At 65.1% G+C, this 17,629-nt stretch carries 18 protein-coding genes; 1 reads left to right on the top strand and 17 read right to left on the bottom strand.

Going from position 1 to position 17,629, the window contains the following annotated elements; genetic code table 11:
• The 4 genes from JKL45_RS09950 to yajC form a co-directional block, all read right to left on the bottom strand.
• A complete protein-coding gene (locus JKL45_RS09950; protein WP_201860975.1) occupies window positions 1–387 on the bottom strand; it encodes an Mth938-like domain-containing protein in 387 nt (128 codons plus the stop codon).
• 4 nt (window positions 388–391) lie between these two features.
• Window positions 392–1,330 (bottom strand): protein translocase subunit SecF, encoded by a 939-nt coding sequence (gene secF, locus JKL45_RS09945; RefSeq protein WP_201860974.1) that lies wholly within the window; start codon window positions 1,328–1,330, stop codon window positions 392–394.
• Window positions 1,331–1,342: 12 nt separating this feature from the next.
• A complete protein-coding gene (gene secD, locus JKL45_RS09940; RefSeq protein WP_201860973.1) occupies window positions 1,343–2,950 on the bottom strand; it encodes a protein translocase subunit SecD in 1,608 nt (535 codons plus the stop codon).
• Between the two features lie 86 nt (window positions 2,951–3,036).
• Window positions 3,037–3,369, bottom strand: a complete 333-nt coding sequence (yajC, locus tag JKL45_RS09935) for a preprotein translocase subunit YajC (protein ID WP_246498443.1) — start codon at window positions 3,367–3,369, stop codon at window positions 3,037–3,039.
• Between the two features lie 202 nt (window positions 3,370–3,571).
• Here yajC and JKL45_RS09930 point away from each other — a divergent pair, with 202 nt between their 5' ends.
• Entirely contained in the window at window positions 3,572–4,447 is an 876-nt protein-coding gene (locus tag JKL45_RS09930; RefSeq protein WP_201860972.1) for an ATP-binding protein, read from the top strand.
• Between the two features lie 85 nt (window positions 4,448–4,532).
• Here JKL45_RS09930 and JKL45_RS09925 read toward each other — a convergent pair whose 3' ends face one another.
• From JKL45_RS09925 to argS, 13 genes are all read right to left on the bottom strand, one after another.
• On the bottom strand, window positions 4,533–5,558 hold the full coding sequence (locus JKL45_RS09925; RefSeq protein ID WP_312896936.1) for a peptidoglycan DD-metalloendopeptidase family protein: 1,026 nt from the start codon (window positions 5,556–5,558) through the stop codon (window positions 4,533–4,535).
• A gap of 281 nt (window positions 5,559–5,839) precedes the next feature.
• The gene (locus JKL45_RS09920) at window positions 5,840–6,526 is read right to left on the bottom strand and encodes a protein-L-isoaspartate O-methyltransferase family protein (RefSeq protein ID WP_201860970.1); all 687 of its coding nucleotides are present in this window, start codon (window positions 6,524–6,526) and stop codon (window positions 5,840–5,842) included.
• Between the two features lie 13 nt (window positions 6,527–6,539).
• Window positions 6,540–7,301, bottom strand: a complete 762-nt coding sequence (gene surE / locus JKL45_RS09915) for a 5'/3'-nucleotidase SurE (RefSeq protein ID WP_201860969.1) — start codon at window positions 7,299–7,301, stop codon at window positions 6,540–6,542.
• A 3-nt stretch (window positions 7,302–7,304) separates the two neighbouring features.
• Complete coding sequence (gene serS / locus JKL45_RS09910; protein WP_201860968.1) at window positions 7,305–8,666, bottom strand: serine--tRNA ligase; 1,362 nt, start codon at window positions 8,664–8,666, stop codon at window positions 7,305–7,307.
• Window positions 8,667–8,764: 98 nt separating this feature from the next.
• Window positions 8,765–9,568: a twin-arginine translocase subunit TatC gene (gene tatC, locus JKL45_RS09905; protein ID WP_201860967.1), complete on the bottom strand. Its 804-nt coding sequence runs from the start codon at window positions 9,566–9,568 to the stop codon at window positions 8,765–8,767.
• Window positions 9,565–10,131: a Sec-independent protein translocase protein TatB gene (tatB, locus tag JKL45_RS09900; protein WP_201860966.1), complete on the bottom strand. Its 567-nt coding sequence runs from the start codon at window positions 10,129–10,131 to the stop codon at window positions 9,565–9,567. Before tatB ends, tatC begins: the two co-directional genes overlap by 4 nt.
• A 71-nt stretch (window positions 10,132–10,202) precedes the next feature.
• Window positions 10,203–10,448 (bottom strand): twin-arginine translocase TatA/TatE family subunit, encoded by a 246-nt coding sequence (locus tag JKL45_RS09895; RefSeq protein WP_201860965.1) that lies wholly within the window; start codon window positions 10,446–10,448, stop codon window positions 10,203–10,205.
• Between the two features lie 59 nt (window positions 10,449–10,507).
• Complete coding sequence (locus JKL45_RS09890; protein ID WP_201860964.1) at window positions 10,508–11,632, bottom strand: ABC transporter ATP-binding protein; 1,125 nt, start codon at window positions 11,630–11,632, stop codon at window positions 10,508–10,510.
• Window positions 11,629–12,348: an SMC-Scp complex subunit ScpB gene (gene scpB / locus JKL45_RS09885; protein ID WP_201860963.1), complete on the bottom strand. Its 720-nt coding sequence runs from the start codon at window positions 12,346–12,348 to the stop codon at window positions 11,629–11,631. The genes JKL45_RS09890 and scpB overlap by 4 nt, the downstream gene beginning before the upstream one ends.
• A 1-nt stretch (window position 12,349) precedes the next feature.
• A complete protein-coding gene (locus JKL45_RS09880; RefSeq protein WP_201860962.1) occupies window positions 12,350–13,150 on the bottom strand; it encodes a segregation and condensation protein A in 801 nt (266 codons plus the stop codon).
• Between the two features lie 40 nt (window positions 13,151–13,190).
• Window positions 13,191–14,210 (bottom strand): beta-N-acetylhexosaminidase, encoded by a 1,020-nt coding sequence (nagZ, locus tag JKL45_RS09875; protein ID WP_201860961.1) that lies wholly within the window; start codon window positions 14,208–14,210, stop codon window positions 13,191–13,193.
• Window positions 14,211–14,284: 74 nt separating this feature from the next.
• Entirely contained in the window at window positions 14,285–15,721 is a 1,437-nt protein-coding gene (locus JKL45_RS09870; protein WP_201860960.1) for an SPOR domain-containing protein, read from the bottom strand.
• Between the two features lie 108 nt (window positions 15,722–15,829).
• Window positions 15,830–17,590 (bottom strand): arginine--tRNA ligase, encoded by a 1,761-nt coding sequence (gene argS / locus JKL45_RS09865; RefSeq protein WP_201860959.1) that lies wholly within the window; start codon window positions 17,588–17,590, stop codon window positions 15,830–15,832.
• Window positions 17,591–17,629 lie beyond the last annotated feature (39 nt).

The raw sequence follows: 17,629 nt of genomic DNA, 5'->3' as shown, positions 1-17,629 counted from the left end.
TCAAGCGACGGCGATGAGCGCGGCGCCAACCTTGCGGTTTTCGGCGAGCAGGATGTTGTAGGTGCGGGCAGCCGCCCCGGTCTGCATGACGTCGAGCCCAATTCCCGCTTCGCGAAACCGCGTCCGGAACGCCGCTGGAAGCGCTGCGATATCGAGGCCCGTGCCGAACAGCAGGAGTTTGAGCGCATCGCCCTCGGCGAAGATCGGATCGAGCACCTCGTCCGTCAGGTCAGCCATGGACGCGACCGGCCACGCCCTGACTCCTGAAGGCAATGCGAGCAGGGAGCCCCGATGGGACATGTCCGCGAAGCGGAAGCCGCCATTGCCGTAAGCATCGAACTGATAGCGTCCCGGCAGGAACCCGTCATAGAGGCGGCCTGAGCTCATCGGCTTACTCCGCTGCGGCTGCCCTACCCTCCGGAACCTTCACACTCTCAGACCCGCGCAGGCCGATATAGATCAGCATGGGAGACGAGATGCAGATGGCCGAGTACGTGCAGATGACGACGCCGTAGAGCATGACCTGCGCGAAGCCCTGGATCGCCTGGCCGCCGAACAGCACCAGCGCCAGGAGCGACAGCGCGGTCGTCGCTGCCGTCATCACCGTCCGGGACATGGTGTGGTTGATCGACAGGTTCAGCAGTTCCTCGGCCGGCATGGTCTTGTAGCGACGCATCAGCTCGCGGGTTCGGTCGAACACCACCACGGTTTCGTTGAGCGAATAGCCCACGATGGTCAAGATCGCGGCGATCGAGGTCATGTTGAACTCGTGGCCGGTGATCACGAAGAAGCCGATGGTCAGCACGATATCGTGGAGGGTGCCGATGATGGATGCCACCGCCAGCTCGCGCTCGAAGCGGAACCAGAGATAGAACAGCACCGCGATCACCGAGAGCACCACGCCGATGGTGCCGGACTGCACGAGTTCGCCCGAGACACGGGGTCCGACGGTCTCGACGCGACGGAACTCATAATCGGTGCCGAACGTGTCGCGTGCCTTCTGCACCACGCTGGCCTGCGCGGCTTCGCCACCCTCCTGGATCGGGAAGCGCAGCGAAACCTCGCCGGCGGTGCCGAATTCCTGCACCTCCACGTCGCCGAAGCCGAAGCCCTCAGCGGTCTGCCGGATCTGACCGACATTGGCTTGGCCCGACTTGGCTTGGATTTCCATGAGCGTGCCGCCCCGGAAATCGATGCCGAAATTGAGGCCGCCGGTCAGGAGCATCACGGCCGTCAGGATCGAGATGACAGCCGACAGCGGGAACGAGAAGCGCCGGAAGCGCATGAAGTCGAAATGGGAGTTTTCGGGCCAGAGGCGAACGAGGCGCACGATACGCACTCCTTAAAACGGAAGAACTTTGGGACGCATCCAGTGGTACCAGAGCGCAATCATCATGCGCGTCAGGGTCACGGCGGTGAGAACCGTCGTCAGGATGCCGAGAATGAACACGACCGCGAAGCCGCGCACGGGGCCGGAGCCCAGGAAGAACAGGATCACCGCCGCGATGGCCATGGTGCTGTTCGAGTCCACGATCGTGGCGAACGCCCGGTCGAAGCCCGCCTGAATGCCCGAGACGATGGACCGGCCTGCACGGACTTCCTCGCGGATGCGCTCGTAGATCAGCACGTTGGAATCCACCGCCGTGCCGATGGTGAGCACGATACCGGCGATGCCCGGCAGGGTCAGCGTGGCTTCCAGCACAGACATGAGGCCGAAAATGAGGCCCACATGGACAAGGAGCGCGATGTTCGCAAAGAGGCCAAAGAGGCCGTAAGTGACGAACATGAAGATGATCACGAAGATGCCCGCCACGTAGGTGGCCATCTTGCCGGCCTGGATCGAGTCACGTCCGAGGCCTGGGCCGACGGTGCGCTCCTCGACGATGGTCAGCTTGGCCGGTAGGGCGCCGGAGCGGAGCAACACGGCGAGGTTGTTCACCTGCTCGACCGTGAAGCTGCCGGAGATCTGGCCCGAGCCGCCGGTGATGGGCGACTGGATCGTCGGCGCCGAGATCACCTGGTTGTCGAGGACGATGGCAAGCTGACGCCCGAGGTTTTCCGTCGTCGCCTGGCCAAAGCGCTGCGCGCCGCGGATGTTGAAGCGGAAATTGACGATGGGCTGGTTGGTCTGCGTGTCGAAGGCCGGCTGCGCATCGGTCAGGTCGCCGCCCTCGGCGATGATCCGACGCTCGACGGGAACCCGCTGGCCGCCGGCATCCTGCATGGGCAGCATGTCCACGTCGGTGGCGCCGGCTTGAGCGAGCAGGCGGAACTCGAGGTTGCCGGTCTCGCCGAGAAGCGCCTTCAGCTGCTGCGGATCCTGAAGGCCCGGAACCTGGACGAGCACGCGGTCGGCGCCCTGGCGCTGGATGCTCGGCTCGGTGGTGCCGGTGGAATCGATACGGCGGCGGATGACCTCAATGGACTGATCGACGGCCCGGCGCACCCGCTCGGTGGTGCCAATCTCCGAATAGGTCAGCGTGATCACGCCGTCGGGGGTCGTGTTGATGTCGATGGTGTTGCCACCGGCCTGACCGAGAATGGCATTGCCGGTGGGCTGAGCCAGCTCCCGCAGGCGGGGCAGCAGCCGGTCACGGTCGGCTGCTTCCGGCACACGTATCTGAACGCCGCGCTGAACCGTCTGAATGCCGTTCTGGGACGAAACACGGGTGTCGCGCAGGATGCGGCGGACGTCGTCACGCAGTGTCGTGACCTGCGTGCGCATCAGGTCCTGGGCATCGACCTCGAGAAGAACGTGGGACCCACCCTGCAGGTCGAGGCCCAGAACGATGGCGCGGGACGGGACGAGCCAGGACGGCACCCAGCTCGGGACGGCATTCAGGAAGGCCTGACGCTGCTCGCGGTTCATGGTGCTCGGAACCGCCAGGAGCAGGCCGATCACAATAATCGCCACCGTGGCGATGATCTTCGATCTGGAGAAGCGCAGCATCGTCAGCTCAACCTTTCACACTCTTTTGCCGCAGCGCGCTGCGGCGAACCGGCCCATCCGCACAAGGAGGGCCGGCCTCGTCCCCATCAGGCCTTGACCGGCTCGCTCTTGGAGCGGACGTCGGAAATCATGGCCCGGGCCACCTTCACCTTCACGCCGTCGGCGATCTCGACCTCGATGTCGGCCGCATCCTCGGTCACCTTGGTCACCTTGCCGATGATACCACCGGAGGTGACGATGGTGTCGCCGCGGCGCACGTTCTTGATCATCTCCTGGTGGGTCTTCACCCGGCGCTGCTGGGGCCGAATGATCAGGAACCACATGATGACGAAAATGAGGATGAACGGAACGAAATTTCCGATCATGCTCAACGTGTCAGTTCCGACAGCCCCTTGGGCGAAAGCGGGGGAAATGAACAAGCGGCTCTCCATGGATAAAGGCGCGTGGCAGGCACTGTTGGGGCCTACCCGCGCCGGACGGGACTACAAAGCGTGGCGGACTATACCCATCGACTCCGCGAAATCAATGAAGTTAGAGGCGTTTCCCAAGGCTCCTTCCATGGACCCATTGACGCTTTTTGCGCTAAGCAGTCGCTCTCCGCCCTCATGGCCCGAGCCTTAAATGCCCACAGACCCCAATTCTCCTGAAACCTTGGCACTTCTGACCCGCATCGCCGACGCCCTGGAGCGCCTTGCTCCCACCGGCACGGCTCACGCCGATGTGACGGCTGCGGACGCCTTCGTCTGGCACGCAGCCGGGCGCAGGCTCTCCCCTGTACCGAAGGTGAACCGGGTCGAGATGAGCCTCCTACGGGGCATCGACCGGGTGCGAGACCAACTGGCGGAGAACACCGGGCGCTTCGCCAAGGGGCTGCCGGCCAACAATGCCCTCCTCTGGGGCGCTCGGGGCATGGGCAAGTCCTCCCTGGTCAAGGCGGTTCATGCGGAGATCAATCATATCCGGCCCGGCGATTCCCGCCCCCTGAAGCTCATCGAGATCCATCGCGAGGACATCGAGACCCTGCCCGACCTCATGGGCCTGCTGCGCGCCGATCCGCACCGCTTCATCGTGTTCTGCGACGACCTGTCTTTTGACGCAGATGACACCTCCTACAAGTCGCTCAAGGCTGTGCTGGAGGGTGGGATCGAGGGCCGGCCGGACAACGTGATCTTCTACGCCACGTCCAACCGCCGCCACCTCCTGCCCCGCGACATGATGGAGAACGAGCGCTCCACTGCCATCAATCCGGGAGAGGCCATCGAGGAAAAGGTCTCGCTATCCGACCGTTTCGGCCTCTGGCTCGGCTTCCACAAGTGTAGCCAGGATGAATATCTCGACATGGTCTTCGGCTATGTCGACCATCTCGGCCTGCAGGCCGACCGCGACGCAATCCGGGCCGAGGCCCTCGAGTGGGCCACCACCCGCGGCGCCCGCTCTGGCCGCACCGCCTGGCAGTTCATCCAGGATCTGGCCGGTCGTTTGGGAAAAGCGATCTGAAACGACAAAGGGACGGTGGCTGAGCCCACCGTCCCTTCATTCGATCGGCTTCGAGGTTCGAAGCCGACCTAACCTTTGTGCGGGATCAGCCGCCGAGATACTTCATCGGATCGACAGGCTGTGCACCCTTGCGGATTTCGAAGTGCAGCTGCGGCGAGGTCACGTTGCCGCTCTGGCCGGAGGTCGCGATCACCTGGCCGCGCTTCACCTGCTCGCCGCGCTTCACGCTCAGAGAACCGTTATGGGCATAGGCCGAGACATAGCCGTTCTCGTGCTTGATCAGGACGAGATTGCCGTAGCCCTTCACTTCGCTGCCCGCGTAGGTCACGGTGCCGGCCTCGGTGGCCTTCACCGGCGTACCTTCGGGAACCGCGATGTTGATGCCCTCGTTGCCGCCGTTGGCGCCGAACCCGGCGATGACGCGGCCGCGAGCGGGCCAGCGGAAGTCGCCCGATACGCTGGCGGTCGCCTCGGGCTCCGGTGCGGGAGCCTTGGCAGCTTCCGGCTGCGGGGCCGGCGCCACTGGCGCAGGAGCGATGGACTTGACGGGCTCGGGTTGGGTGAGAGCCGCAACCTTGGGCTGCTCGACCACCGGCTTCGGCGCGGAGACGAGCGGCTTCGGAGCCGAGACGAGAGGCTCAGCCGTGGCCGAGGCGACCTGCACCGGAGCGGACTTCGCGGGAGCCGGAGCTACAGGCACTGGCGCCTGCGCCGTTGTGGTCATGCCGGGGCGAACACGCCGGGCGGGCTCGGCGGCAGCGACGGGTGTCGTGGCGGCCGGCACCTTCGACGTGTCGACCAGGCGGAACTTGGGCTGGGCGGATGCAGTCTGAACGGCCGGTGCGGGGCGCGGCTGGACGGGAGCGGGAGCCGAGGCGATGCGGGTGGGCTGCGACAGGGGCTGAGCCTGCACCGGCGGCAGGGCCTGAGCCTGGACCGAAGCGGTCGGCATCGGAGCGGCCGCGTAGGACGGAGAGGCCTGAGGCTGAGAAGAAGCCGTGGCGCCGGTATCCATGCGCTCGCTGGCGGCGAATGGATTGGAGAAGGGGTTCTCCGCGAACCGCGCGCTGTCGGTGCTGCATGCCGCAGCGGCACTCCCGATCAAAGCCACAAGAGCGATCCGAGACACCGCAGCCCAATGTCCAGAACTCACACGCAAACGCATCACTCAACCCCAACCGAACGCAACTCGATGGAGCGATTAAAAGCCTGTTCAGGTTAAGCAACGGTTGATGGTGCGCACTTTCTCGTAACCTTGTCGAAAAAATTTCGATTCGGCCGAGCATCGGACCAAAAAGTGGACTTGCACTTTTTGGATCAATCCGATGCTCCTTCTTTGATTAGCGCATCGTTGAGAGCGGAAAACCGGGCTCCACTTTTCCGCACGATGCGCTAGAGAGTTGCCGCAATGCCGGTGACGAGAGGCGAAATTCGCAAGGAGGCGCCAAGGCTCTGCGTGAGTTCTCCCTCATTACCGCGCTCGACCTTCACGAGGCGCGGCATGCCCTCGACAGTCAGCGCTCCCACGAGGCGACCTCCGGGTCCCAGGAGGGACATCAAGGCTTCCGGAAGCTCCGGGCGTGCGCCGTTCAGCAGAATGCGATCGAACCGGTCCCGCACCCGCGTGGCAAGCCCGTCGCCCACTTCCAGGCGGACCTTGCCTGCCTCGACGATATCGAGGTGCTGTGCTGCCGCCGCCGCCAGGGTGTTGAAGCGCTCGATGCTCGTTACCTCCGCCCCGAGCCGCGCCAGAAGCGCCGTCACGTAGCCGCTGCCTGTGCCGACCTCAAGCACGCGCTGGCCGGGCTGCACGCCCAGCGCGAGCAGCATGGCGGCCACCGTCGCAGGGCCGGTCATGGTCTGGCCGCAAGGCAGCGGCAGGGCGACATCGGTGCGGGCGAGATCGGTGAAGCGGCGCGGGGCGAAGACCTCGCGCGGCACGAGTTCCATGGCGCGTAGCAGCGCCGTGTCGCGGATGCCTTTGGCGCGCAACGACAGGATGAAGGACGCTGCCCCGATCGCCGCCTGCTCGTCGCGGGCATCGTCCGCTTCGGGCCAGTATGGCAGATCCTGGTTCATCACGCCCGCATCCTCAGCCGAAGGCCTGCGCGTAGCGGGTCAGGGTCGGCTCGTCGGTCATGTCGATGCGCAAGGGCGTCACGGCGATGCGCCGGTTGGCGATGGCCCAGAGATCCGTGCCGTTGCCGGGCGTGAAGGGGCGGCGCTCGAAAGCTATCCAGAAGTAGGGATTGCCGCGACCGTCCCGACGCTCGTCGAGGCGCAGCAGTTCCTGCGTGCGCTGACCCTGATTGACGAGAGCTGTTCCCTCGACCTCGTCCGGCTCGCAATCCGGGAAGTTCACGTTGACGAGGATGCCCTTGTCGATTCCAGCCTCGAGGATCCTGCGCACCACCTTGGGGCCATGATGCTCGGCACATTGCCAGCGCGGCGCATCACGCGTCGTCGGGCCGTAGGCCTGTGAGAGCGCGATGGATGGGACGCCGAGGATCGTGCCCTCGATGGCGCCCGCGACAGTGCCGGAATAGGTCACGTCCTCGGCCACGTTCTGCCCACGATTGACGCCGGAGAGCACGAGATCGGGCTTCGCATCCTGCATGAGGTGGCGCACGCCCATGATCACGCAATCCGTCGGCGTGCCCCTGACGGCGAAGTGCCGGCTGGAGATTTCGCGCAGGCGCAAGGGATCGTTGAGCGAGAGCGAGTGGGCAACACCGCTCTGATCCGTCTCGGGCGCGACGACCCAGACATCGTCCGATAGCTCGCGGGCAATGGCTTCCAGGGTCTTCAACCCTGGAGCATGAATGCCGTCATCGTTGGTGCAGAGAATGCGCATGCTTTAAGCCTGACGCTCGATGCGGGTGACACCGCCCATATAGGGCTGCAGCACGGACGGGATCGTGACGCTGCCGTCCTCGTTCTGGTAGTTCTCCAGCACGGCCACGAGCGTGCGACCGACCGCCAGCCCCGAGCCGTTCAGCGTGTGCACGAACCGAGGCTGCTTTTCACCGGCGGCGCGGTAGCGGGCATTCATGCGGCGAGCCTGGAAATCCGAGCAGACCGAGCAGCTCGAAATCTCGCGGTAAGCCCCCTGCCCCGGCAGCCAGACCTCAATGTCGTAGGTCTTGGTCGAGGAGAAGCCCATGTCGCCGGTGCAGAGCGTCATGGTGCGGAACGGAAGCTCCAGCTTCTTCAGCACGTTCTCGGCGCTGGTGAGCATGCGCTCATGCTCGTCGGCCGAGGTCTCCGGCGTGGTGATCGAGACGAGTTCGCATTTCACGAACTGGTGCTGACGGATCATGCCGCGCGTGTCGCGACCGGCGGAGCCCGCCTCTGCGCGGAAGCTCGGGGTGAGCGCGGTGAAGCGCAGCGGGAGTTCTTCCTCCGAAAGAATCTGCTCGCGCACGAGATTGGTGAGCGTCACCTCGGCGGTCGGGATCATGCCGTAGCGGGTGTCCTTGATCATCTTGGCAATCGCGTCCTGCGGCTGGCCCTCAAGGGCAGCAGCAACGACCTGCTCGAGCGAGTTGCCCGGAAAAGCCCAGAACTGATCGTCCTCAAATTTCGGCAGTTGCGCCGTGCCGAACATGGCCTCATCGCGCACCAGCAGCGGCGGGTTCACTTCCGTGTAGCCGTGCTCATTGGTGTGGAGATCGATCATGAACTGGCCCAGCGCCCGCTCAAGGCGCGCGAGGCCCGCTTTAAGCACGACGAAACGCGAGCCGGAGAGCTTCGCGGCCGTCTCGAAATCCATGAGGCCAAGGGCTTCGCCGATCTCGAAATGCTGCTTGGCGCTGTTCGACATCCGGGGCGCACCGACCCGGTGACGCTCCACGTTGCCATGCTCGTCGGCGCCAACCGGCACGTCCGGCTTCGGAATGTTCGGAATGGCCGCGAGAGCCTCGAACAGGGCCTTCTCGGCCACGCGCTCGGCCTCCTCCAGGTCCGGCATCGTCTCCTTGATCCGGGCCACCTCGGCCATCAGCTCACTCGCCCGCGCCTCGTCCTTCTTGGCCTTGGCCTGGCCGATCTCCTTGGACATGGCATTGCGGCGCTCGGTGGCCGCCTGCAGGGCCGAGATGGCACTCTTGCGCTGGTCGTCGAGGGTGATCAGGCGCTCGGATAGAGGCTCCATGCCCCGGTTCCGGAGGCCTTGATCGAAAGCCGCGGGATTCTCGCGGATGGAACGGATGTCGTGCATGGGATGAGGACCTGCTTCGTCAGACAGCCTCGCCCCGATGACAAGACCGCCCTTCAACTTGTGCCAAGGATGGCGGCCGGTTGTGGAGGCTTTGACGCCTATTCCTCCGCCGCGCGCGCGGCCTCGGCTTCCGCACGCTTCTTCTCGACCATGCGGACGGAGAAGATGGATGCCTCGTAAAGAAGCAAGGTGGGGACCGCAAGGGCGAACTGGCTGATCACGTCGGGCGGGGTCAGAACAGCCGCGATCACGAAGACGATCACGATGGCGTAGCGCCGCTTGTCCTTCAGGAACTGCGAATCGATGATCCCGGCCCGGGCGAGCAGGGTCAGGATCACGGGCAGCTGGAAGCAGATGCCGAAGGCGAAGATCAGGGTCATGATCAGCGACAGGTACTCGCTGACCTTGGGCAGGAACTCGATGGTGGGGCCGCTCTCGGTCGCCAGCTGCTGCATGCCCACGGAGAAGCGCATGAGGAGCGGCATGGCGATGAAGTAGACGCAGGCCGCCCCGACGGTGAAGAGAACCGGCGTTGCGAACAGGTATGGCACGAAGGCCCGCCGCTCGTTCTTGTAGAGGCCCGGCGCGACGAACTTGTAGATCTGAACGGCAATGACCGGAAAGGCCAGGAAGCCTGCCCCGAAGGCCGCGACCTGAATCTGCGTGAACAGATATTCCAGGCCGTGGGTGTAGACCAGATGGGCCTTCTCGGGCGAGCCGACGGCGAGGACATAGGGCCACACCAGTGCGTTGTAGATGTATTTCGCGCCGGCAAAGCAGACGAAGAACAGCAAGACGAATGCGATCAGCGCCTTGATCAGGCGCGAACGCAGCTCGGTGAGATGCTCGATCAGAGGAGCGCGCGAAGCCTCGACCTCGTCCTGTTCAACGGCAGTGGTCATCCGACTTTCGCGTCCGGTTTTTCTGAGAGTTGTTGGGCGAGCGCAGCCTGCTGGGCCTCGTATTCGGCTTCCCGCCGCAGGGACTCGGCGATCTCCGTTGCCGGATCGACGGTTGGCGGCAGCGGCAGGTCTACGAGCGGGTCGGCAGGAGCCGGCGTCCGCCCCTCGACCACGGCCTGCACCGAGGCATCGGACGGGGCCTGAACGTTTGTCTCGGCAACCGGAGAGGAAGAGCCGCTCTCCGGCTCAAGGACTTTCTCCGGAGGCGCGACAGGCGCCTCGATGGAGGTCTTCAGCTCGTCCCGGATCGTCTGGATCGGGTTGAAGCTCGTGTTGAGCGACGGAACGGATTCGTTCACGCTCTGGAGCTGCTTCTTGACCTCGTCGAGCTCGGCCTCGCGCATGGCCTCGTTGAACTGGCCCTGGAACTCCGACGCCATCCGACGGAGCTTGCTGGTCATCTGCCCGACCGTCCGCAGCGCCTTCGGCAGATCCTTCGGGCCGATCACGATCAGCGCGACGGCGCCGATCACCATGATCTCACCCCAGCTCATGTCCAACATGACGTGGCCTCGAACCTGCCTCTTAGATACTCACGCGTACTGACGCGCCACATCCTGGCGCGCCTCACAGCTTAGCCGACCTTGTGGTCCGTCGTGACGGTGGTCGTGGTGGACGTCCCGTTCTGGTGGTCGATGGTCCGCACCGGCTCGGACGGCTGCACCGGCTTAGCCGGGGTGTCGTCCTCGGACATGCCCTTCTTGAAGGCCTTGATGCCCTTTGCGACGTCGCCCATCATGTCGGAGATCTTGCCGCGTCCGAACAGCAGGACGACGATCAGACCAACAACGATCCAGTGCCAAATACTCGTGCCACCCATGGCAATCCTCCTGCGCCCTCGCGGGGCGCGGCATTTCAGATGAAGAACTCGCCGCCAACCTATGCGTCGGACGCGGCGAAAACAAGGACATCCTTCGTATCGACATCGATGCCCACATCCTGTCCCTCCCTCACGTCCACGGGATCGTGAACACGGGCCTGGAGCGGACGGTCGACACCCTGCACGTCGATATGGACCAGATCGACCTCCCCGAGGAAGCGGCGCGAGACCACCCGCCCCGGCAGGCAGAAGCCCGCCGGCCTCAGCCTCACCCCCTGGGGACGCACACAGACGATGGCCGGGCCATCCCCCAGATGCGGCGCCGGAAAGACCCCGACCGGGCAGCTCACCTGGCCATTGCGCACCACACCCTCAAGCTCGTTGAAGTCGCAGAAGAACCGGGCGGCAAACAGGTTCGACGGCCGCCGGTAGATCTCCTCGGCCTCGCCCTGCTGGATGATCGCGCCGGCGCGCATCAGCACGATCCGGTCGGCAATCCGCATCGCCTCCTCCGGGTCATGGGTCACCACGATGGTCGTAGCTCCGGTCTCTCTCAGGATTGCGATGGTCTCGTCCCGGATCGCATCGCGCATGCGCCGGTCGAGGTTGGAGAACGGCTCGTCCATGAGCAGCACGCCGGGACGGGGCGCAATGGAACGCGCCAGCGCCACCCGCTGCTGCTCGCCGCCGGACAGGGTGTGGGGATACTCGTTGGCGTAATGCTCCAGGCCGACGCGGGACAGGGCCCGGCGGGCCGCTACCCCGGCCTCGGAGGCCGAGAGATCTTTCAGGCCGAACATGATGTTCTGCAGGATCGTCATATGCGGGAACAGGGCGTAATCCTGAAACATCAGCCCGATGCCGCGCCTCTCCGGCTCCACGAAGGCCCGCGGGCCGCTCGCCTCCAGGCCGTCCATGAGCACCCGGCCGGAGGTGGGAGCCTCCACGCCGGCCGCGATGCGCAGCAGGGTCGTCTTCCCGCAGCCGGAATGGCCGAGCAGGCAGACGATCTCGCCCGGCTCGATGGTGAGCGAGACCCCATCGAGGGCGCGCTGGCTGCCATAGGCCTGGACGATATTCTCGAAGGTGAGCTGCGCCGGGATCGAAGCGCCCGCCGTGCCGCGCTGGCCCCAGCGGGGCAAACGGAACCGGTCGCGCGCGGGGCCCGATGGCCTGTCCGTCATTCCTCGCCGGCCTCGGTCTGGTGCATGTCCAGAGGCTGCAGGAGATCGTCGTCGAGGGGATCTTCGTCCTCACGCAGGGCATCGGCATCGGAGGGCAGCGGCACCGAGAAGTCGGAGGGAACGCGGCCTTCGATGAAGCCCGCACCCTTCAATTCCTCAAGGCCCGGCAGGTCCTCGATGGCATCGAGCCCGAAATGCTCCAGGAAGGCCGGCGTGGTGCCGTAGGTGACCGGGCGTCCTGGCGCCTTCCGGCGGCCGCGCAGGCGGATCCAGCTGGTTTCCAGGAGGGTATCGATGGTGCCTTTGGAGGTGGCGACGCCACGGATCTCCTCGATCTCGGCCCGCGTCACCGGCTGGTGATAGGCAATGATCGCCAGCGTCTCCATGGCCGCGCGGGAGAGCCTGCGCTGCTCGACCACGTCGCGGGCGAGAACGAAGGACAGGTCGCTTGCGGTGCGGAAGGTCCATTTGCCCGCCACCCGGACGATGTTGACGCCCCGGAGCGCATAGAGCTCGGAGAGGTCCTGAAGGATCTTCTCCACATCTGCCCCTTCCGGCAGGCGGCCGCCCAGTTCCTCGACGCTCAAGGGTGCCGCGGAGGCGAACAGCAATGCCTCGGCGATGCGCATGGCCTCGCCGTGATCGGGCACGTGGCTGACCTCGGGAGCCTCATCCTCCAAGGTTTCGGGGACATCGTCGTGCATATCGGGCAGCATCCTAAACTCCTGCCTCGGCTGGATCGGCCACAGGCTTGACCCAGACCGGCGCGAAGGCCTCGTCCTGCCGCATAGTGAGCTTGCCCTCACGGACCATCTCCAGGGTGGCGGAGAGAGCCGAGGCCAGAACGGTCGGGCGCATGGCGGGCTCGACCATGAATTCCACAAGATAGGTGTCGAGGGTCACCCAATCGCTCAGGTGCCCGACCAGGCGCTCCAGAGCCTCCCGGGCCTCGACCAGGGACCAGACATTCCGCTTGTGCAGGGAAACCCTGGAATTGAACTGGATCTGCCGCTGCTGGGCATAGGCTTTGAGCAGGTCGTAGAGGCTCGCCTCGTAATGAGAATCCCGGTGGATGATCACCGGCTCGGGGGCGCCGCGGGCAAAGACGTCCCGACCAAGCCAGGAGCGCTCGCCCATCTTTTTGGCCGCCTCGCGGATCGCCTCCAGGCGGCGCAGGCGCAGGGCAAGCGCGGAGGCCAGATCCTCGGCGCTCGGTTCCTCACCTTTAGGCGGCTCGGGCAGCAGGAGGCGGGACTTGAGATAGGCGAGCCAAGCCGCCATCACGAGGTAATCGGCCGCAAGCTCCAGGCGCATCCGCCGCGCCGCCTCGATGAAAGCGATGTACTGCTCGGCAAGCGCCAGGATCGAGATGCGGTGGAGGTCCACCTTCTGACGCCGGGCCAGTTCGAGCAGCAGGTCGAGCGGCCCTTCGAACCCGTCCACGTCGACGAGCAGAGCGGGCTCGCTCTCGGCGCGCTCGTTCATCTCGACTTCGTCAAAGGGTAAGGGCTTGGCCATGGATGGTACTCAACTCAACGGGCTCGAAGCTTCACGGGCTTTAGGCGATCATCGCAAGAGCAGAATCGAGCCGCGCCCGGGCATCCACAGGATCCAGAGGCTCCGGATCGTGGGTGATGCGCGCTAACGCAGCGTTAGCGCGGCGCAGGGCATCGCCCGCCAGAACCGGTGCAGCCTCGGCCACCGCGCTCATCTCCTCCATGCTGCCGTTGCAGTGAAGGCCCATGTCGCAGCCGGCCGCAAAGGCGGCCTCGGTCCGGCTCCGGAAGGATCCCGACAGGGCGTGCATGGACAGATCGTCGGTCATCACCAGCCCGTCATAGCCGATATGGCCGCGGATGATCTCCTCCATGACGATGCGGGAGGTGGTGGCGGGATTTTCTGGGTCGAGAGCCGTGTAGACAACGTGGGCCGTCATCGCTAGCGGCATGTCGGTGAGCATGCGGAAGGGCGCAAAATCGTGCCGCGCCAGCTCCTCGCGGGAGGCCTCGACTACGGGCAGCGACAGATGGCTGTCGGCCCCTGCCCGGCCGTGACCGGGCATGTGCTTGACCACCGGCAGGACGCCACCGGCCATCAGGCCCTCGGCAGCAGCCCGGCCGAGCACGGCCACCTGAGCAGCCGTCTTGCCGTAGGCCCGGTCGCCGATGATGTCGTGGGAGCCCGGCGACGGCACGTCGAGAACGGGCAGGCAATCCACTGTGATCCCGACGGACCGCAGGTCATGGGCGATCAGGCGGGCTCCGAGACGGGCGATCTCCCGCTGGACGAGCGGATCGTTGGCATGGAGCTGCCCATAGGTGCGCCCGGCCGGATATTTCGGCCAATGCGGCGGCCCCATCCGCTGAACCCGGCCGCCCTCTTGATCGATGAGGATCGGGGCATCAGCCCGCCCGACCGTGTCCCTCAAGGAGGCGCAAAGCGCCCTCACCTGCTCAGGGCTGTCGACGTTGCGGCGGAACAGGATGAAGCCCCAGGGCTGCGCTTCCCGGAAGAAGGCAGCCTCGTCGGGGGTGAGTTCGAAGCCGGAGCATCCAGCAATAAAGGCGCGGGTGTTCATACCCGCGCCTTACGTCCCCTGCTCGGCAGGGTCAAGAATTCTTGGTTGCCAAGCTTGTTCAGTTCCAAGCTAAATCAGTTCTTGGCCACGAAGCACTGTCCGCCCTGGCCCTGCAGCTTGGAGCAGAGGGAGGATGCCTCCTCCTTCGACATCGGTCCGACGCGAACGCGATAGACCGTGTTGCCGTTCACCTCGGCCTTGCGGATCATCGAAGGCTGGCCTCCCAGATCCGAATATTTGCGCTGGAACGAAGCGAACACGGATTGGGCTGAGGCTTCGGAGGTGGCGACGCCGAGCTGCACGGCAAAGCCGCCGGTCGGGGTCGTCTCCGCGGCCACCGGTGCCGTCGGCTGCACCGAGGCAACCTGCTGCGGGGCCGGGGTGCTGGTGGGCGTTGCTGCGGCCGGCGTGGGCTTCGGAGCCGGGGTCGCCGGAGCTGCAACTGGCGTGCTGGCCACCGGCCTGGGCTGCGCCGCCGGAACCTGGGCGGAAGCGACCTGAACCGGAGCGTGCTGAGCCTGAGGAGGCAGGGTCATGGCAGCAGAAGCGGCCTGCTGGGGAGCCGGTGCCTCGCCGGCCGTGGTGCCATCCGGACGGATCGTGACCGTGCGGACCTTCTTCGGCTCGCCGAGGTTCAGGCTCGCGGTGTGATGTGGCTTGCCCGATGCGCCGATCGTGCCGCCGGTGGCGTCCGCCACGGCATTGCCGTTCATGCGCACGGCCTGCTGCACGTCGACGGGCTGCTCCTCGCGGTTGACCACTTTGGTGGCGCCGTCCTGGTTGGCGCGCTCGTAGATCTGTTTGTTCTGGTTCGGGATCTCGACCCCGCCCGGATTCTGCGGCTGAACCTTGGTGGGCTCGTTGTTCGCCTTGATCAACACCGGCTCGCCGCCACCCGTGATGGATGACGAACCCGAGGCCATGTAGGCTCCGCCGCCGCCAAGCACGAGAGCGCCGATCACAGCCGCAATGGCAACCGGACCCTTGCGCGAGCGGGTCTTCTCCACCGGAGGATAGCTGAGCCGCTCGGCGTCGTCATAGCCCTGGTCGGGGTACTGGGCGGCCTGATCCGAGTAGTAGTCCTGAGCGTAGGCCTCGTTGCCGTACGAATCCTGCTCTTCATAAGCCTGACCCTGACGGGCGGGCTGATGAGCATAAGCCGACTCGGGAGCGCCAGCATGGGCCTGGGGGTAGGCATCCTGATGGTAGGAGTGCTGATCCTGGCCTGCATGGGACCCCCGTACCGGGACCTCTCGGCCTCCGGGCGTCATAGTGTCGCGGACGGCGAAAAGGTCGTCCACCGACGCGCCCTGCTGGCGCGGGCGGGACGAGCCGTCATTGGCTAAAATCGATTGAAATGGGTCGTCCTGCCCCACAATACGGGCCAATTCCGCCAACGGATCGCTCCGCGTGGCATGGGCCTGATGGTTCTGCGGGGCGCCCGCCTGGGCGAGTTGCCGCTCGATCTCATTGAGGTCGATGGCAAAACGGGGCTTCGGTGATTCGCTCATTCGCCGGATCTCCAGTTACGCGACAGGAGCACCTGTTGCTCCGCCGGCACGACGTGACAGGACCCGATGCGACCAACCCTCTAAGCGGTTGATCCGCTTGAGGAAACACTATCGCATTTCATCAGGTGCCGTGACGCCCAGGATTGCGAGACCAGATGCGAGCACGCCTTTCAGGGCATGCACGAGAGCGAGCCTCGCCTGTGTTGACTCTTTATCAGTTAGATTAACAAAGCGTAATTGCGGCAAGTCTTTGCCCTTATTCCATAAGCTATGGAAGGCGCTGGCGAGATCGTAGAGGTAAAAAGCCACCCGATGCGGCTCGTGTGCTTCCGCCGCCGCCTCGATAACCCTGGGGAATTGAGCGATGCGGTGGATGATGTCCAGTTCCGCTTCGTCACTCAGGATTGAGAGATCAGCCTTCTCGAGCTGAGCCGCCGAGAAGTCCGCGCCTGGATAAGCCTCTCCGGCTTGCCGGAACACCGAGGCACAGCGGGCATGGGCGTACTGGACGTAGAAGACCGGGTTGTCCTTGGACTGCTCGACCACCTTGGCGAGGTCGAAATCCAGGGTGGCGTCGTTCTTGCGGAAGATCATCATGAAGCGGGTGGCGTCCCGGCCAACCTCGTCGACAACCTCACGGAGCGTGACGAAATCGCCGGAGCGCTTGGACATCTTCACCGGCTCGCCGCCGCGCAACAGCTTCACCATCTGGCAGAGCTTCACGTCGAGGTCGGCCTTGTTGTCGGAGACCGCCTTCACAGCCGCCTGCATGCGCTTCACGTAGCCGCCGTGATCGGCGCCCCAGACGTCGATCATCGAGGCGAAGCCGCGCTCGAACTTGGAGCGGTGATAGGCGATGTCGGAGGCGAAATAGGTGTAGGAGCCATCCGACTTCAGCAGCGGGCGATCCACCTCGTCGCCGAAGGCGGTGGCGCGGAACAGAAGCTGCTCGCGATCCTCCCAATCCTCGTCCTTCTGCCCTTTGGGGGGCGGCAGACGGCCCATATAGACGAGGTCGCGCGAGCGCAGATCCTCGATCAGGGCTTTCACCTGATCCTCGGCTCCCAGCTGCAGGGAGCGTTCGGAGAAGAACACGTCGTGGTGGATGTTGAGCACCGCGAGGTCGGTGCGGATCATGTCCATCATGGCATTGATCGACGCCTCACGCACGAGCGGCAGCCACTCGGCCTCCGGCTTGTCGAGCAGGCTCTGGCCATGCTTCTTGGCGAGCAGCTCGCCGACCGGTTTGAGATAGTCGCCCGGATAAAGCCCTTCCGGAATCTCGCCGATCTCATGGCCGAGAGCTTCCTTGTAGCGGAGATAGGCCGAGCGGGCGAGGACATCGACCTGCGCACCCGCATCGTTGATGTAGTACTCGCGAATGACCTTGTAGCCGGCAAAATCCAGCAGCCCGGCCAGCGCATCACCGAACACCGCGCCACGGCAATGGCCCACATGCATCGGGCCGGTGGGATTGGCCGAGACATATTCCACGTTGACGGGAGTGCCCTCCCCCTGGCCGCTGCGCCCGAAGCCGTTGCCATCGACGACGGCCGCGCGCAGCACCTCGTGCAGCACAGCTGCGTTCAGGCGGATGTTGATGAAGCCGGGACCGGCGATCTCCACCTTGGTGACGCGCGGATCGTCCTGGAGGTCCGCGACGAGCAGCTCGGCCAGGGCGCGCGGGTTCATGCGCGCTTCCTTGGCCAGCACCATGGCGGCGTTCGTGGCGAGATCGCCGTGGGACGGATCGCGCGGCGGCTCGACCACCACGCGGCTGACATCCAGCCCCGAGGGAATCTTAGCCCCTTCGGCCAACCGGCCAAGCGCTTCCGCAACCCGCTTCTCGAACAGCCCAAAAATGTTCATGGTACTTTGTCTCTGAAGGGCCCTTGGCCCTGGAAATCC

The sequence above is a fragment of the Microvirga soli genome (assembly GCF_016734765.1).
Classification (GTDB): Bacteria; Pseudomonadota; Alphaproteobacteria; order Rhizobiales; family Beijerinckiaceae; genus Microvirga; species Microvirga soli.
The sequence above is the reverse complement of the archived record's forward strand: the minus strand, read 5'-3'. Positions and strand labels throughout refer to the sequence as shown.

Coding starts and splice junctions, on each gene's coding strand:
- JKL45_RS09890 (WP_201860964.1), bottom strand. CDS start 11,632: ATGACGGACAGGCCATCGGGCCCCGCGCGCGACCGGTTCCGTTTGCCC.
- argS (WP_201860959.1), bottom strand. CDS start 17,590: ATGAACATTTTTGGGCTGTTCGAGAAGCGGGTTGCGGAAGCGCTTGGC.
- JKL45_RS09880 (WP_201860962.1), bottom strand. CDS start 13,150: ATGGCCAAGCCCTTACCCTTTGACGAAGTCGAGATGAACGAGCGCGCC.
- JKL45_RS09870 (WP_201860960.1), bottom strand. CDS start 15,721: ATGAGCGAATCACCGAAGCCCCGTTTTGCCATCGACCTCAATGAGATC.
- JKL45_RS09895 (WP_201860965.1), bottom strand. CDS start 10,448: ATGGGTGGCACGAGTATTTGGCACTGGATCGTTGTTGGTCTGATCGTC.
- serS (WP_201860968.1), bottom strand. CDS start 8,666: ATGCACGACATCCGTTCCATCCGCGAGAATCCCGCGGCTTTCGATCAA.
- JKL45_RS09930 (WP_201860972.1), top strand. CDS start 3,572: ATGCCCACAGACCCCAATTCTCCTGAAACCTTGGCACTTCTGACCCGC.
- JKL45_RS09920 (WP_201860970.1), bottom strand. CDS start 6,526: ATGAACCAGGATCTGCCATACTGGCCCGAAGCGGACGATGCCCGCGAC.
- tatC (WP_201860967.1), bottom strand. CDS start 9,568: ATGACCACTGCCGTTGAACAGGACGAGGTCGAGGCTTCGCGCGCTCCT.
- secD (WP_201860973.1), bottom strand. CDS start 2,950: ATGCTGCGCTTCTCCAGATCGAAGATCATCGCCACGGTGGCGATTATT.
- scpB (WP_201860963.1), bottom strand. CDS start 12,348: ATGCTGCCCGATATGCACGACGATGTCCCCGAAACCTTGGAGGATGAG.
- JKL45_RS09950 (WP_201860975.1), bottom strand. CDS start 387: ATGAGCTCAGGCCGCCTCTATGACGGGTTCCTGCCGGGACGCTATCAG.
- nagZ (WP_201860961.1), bottom strand. CDS start 14,210: ATGAACACCCGCGCCTTTATTGCTGGATGCTCCGGCTTCGAACTCACC.
- surE (WP_201860969.1), bottom strand. CDS start 7,301: ATGCGCATTCTCTGCACCAACGATGACGGCATTCATGCTCCAGGGTTG.
- tatB (WP_201860966.1), bottom strand. CDS start 10,131: ATGTTGGACATGAGCTGGGGTGAGATCATGGTGATCGGCGCCGTCGCG.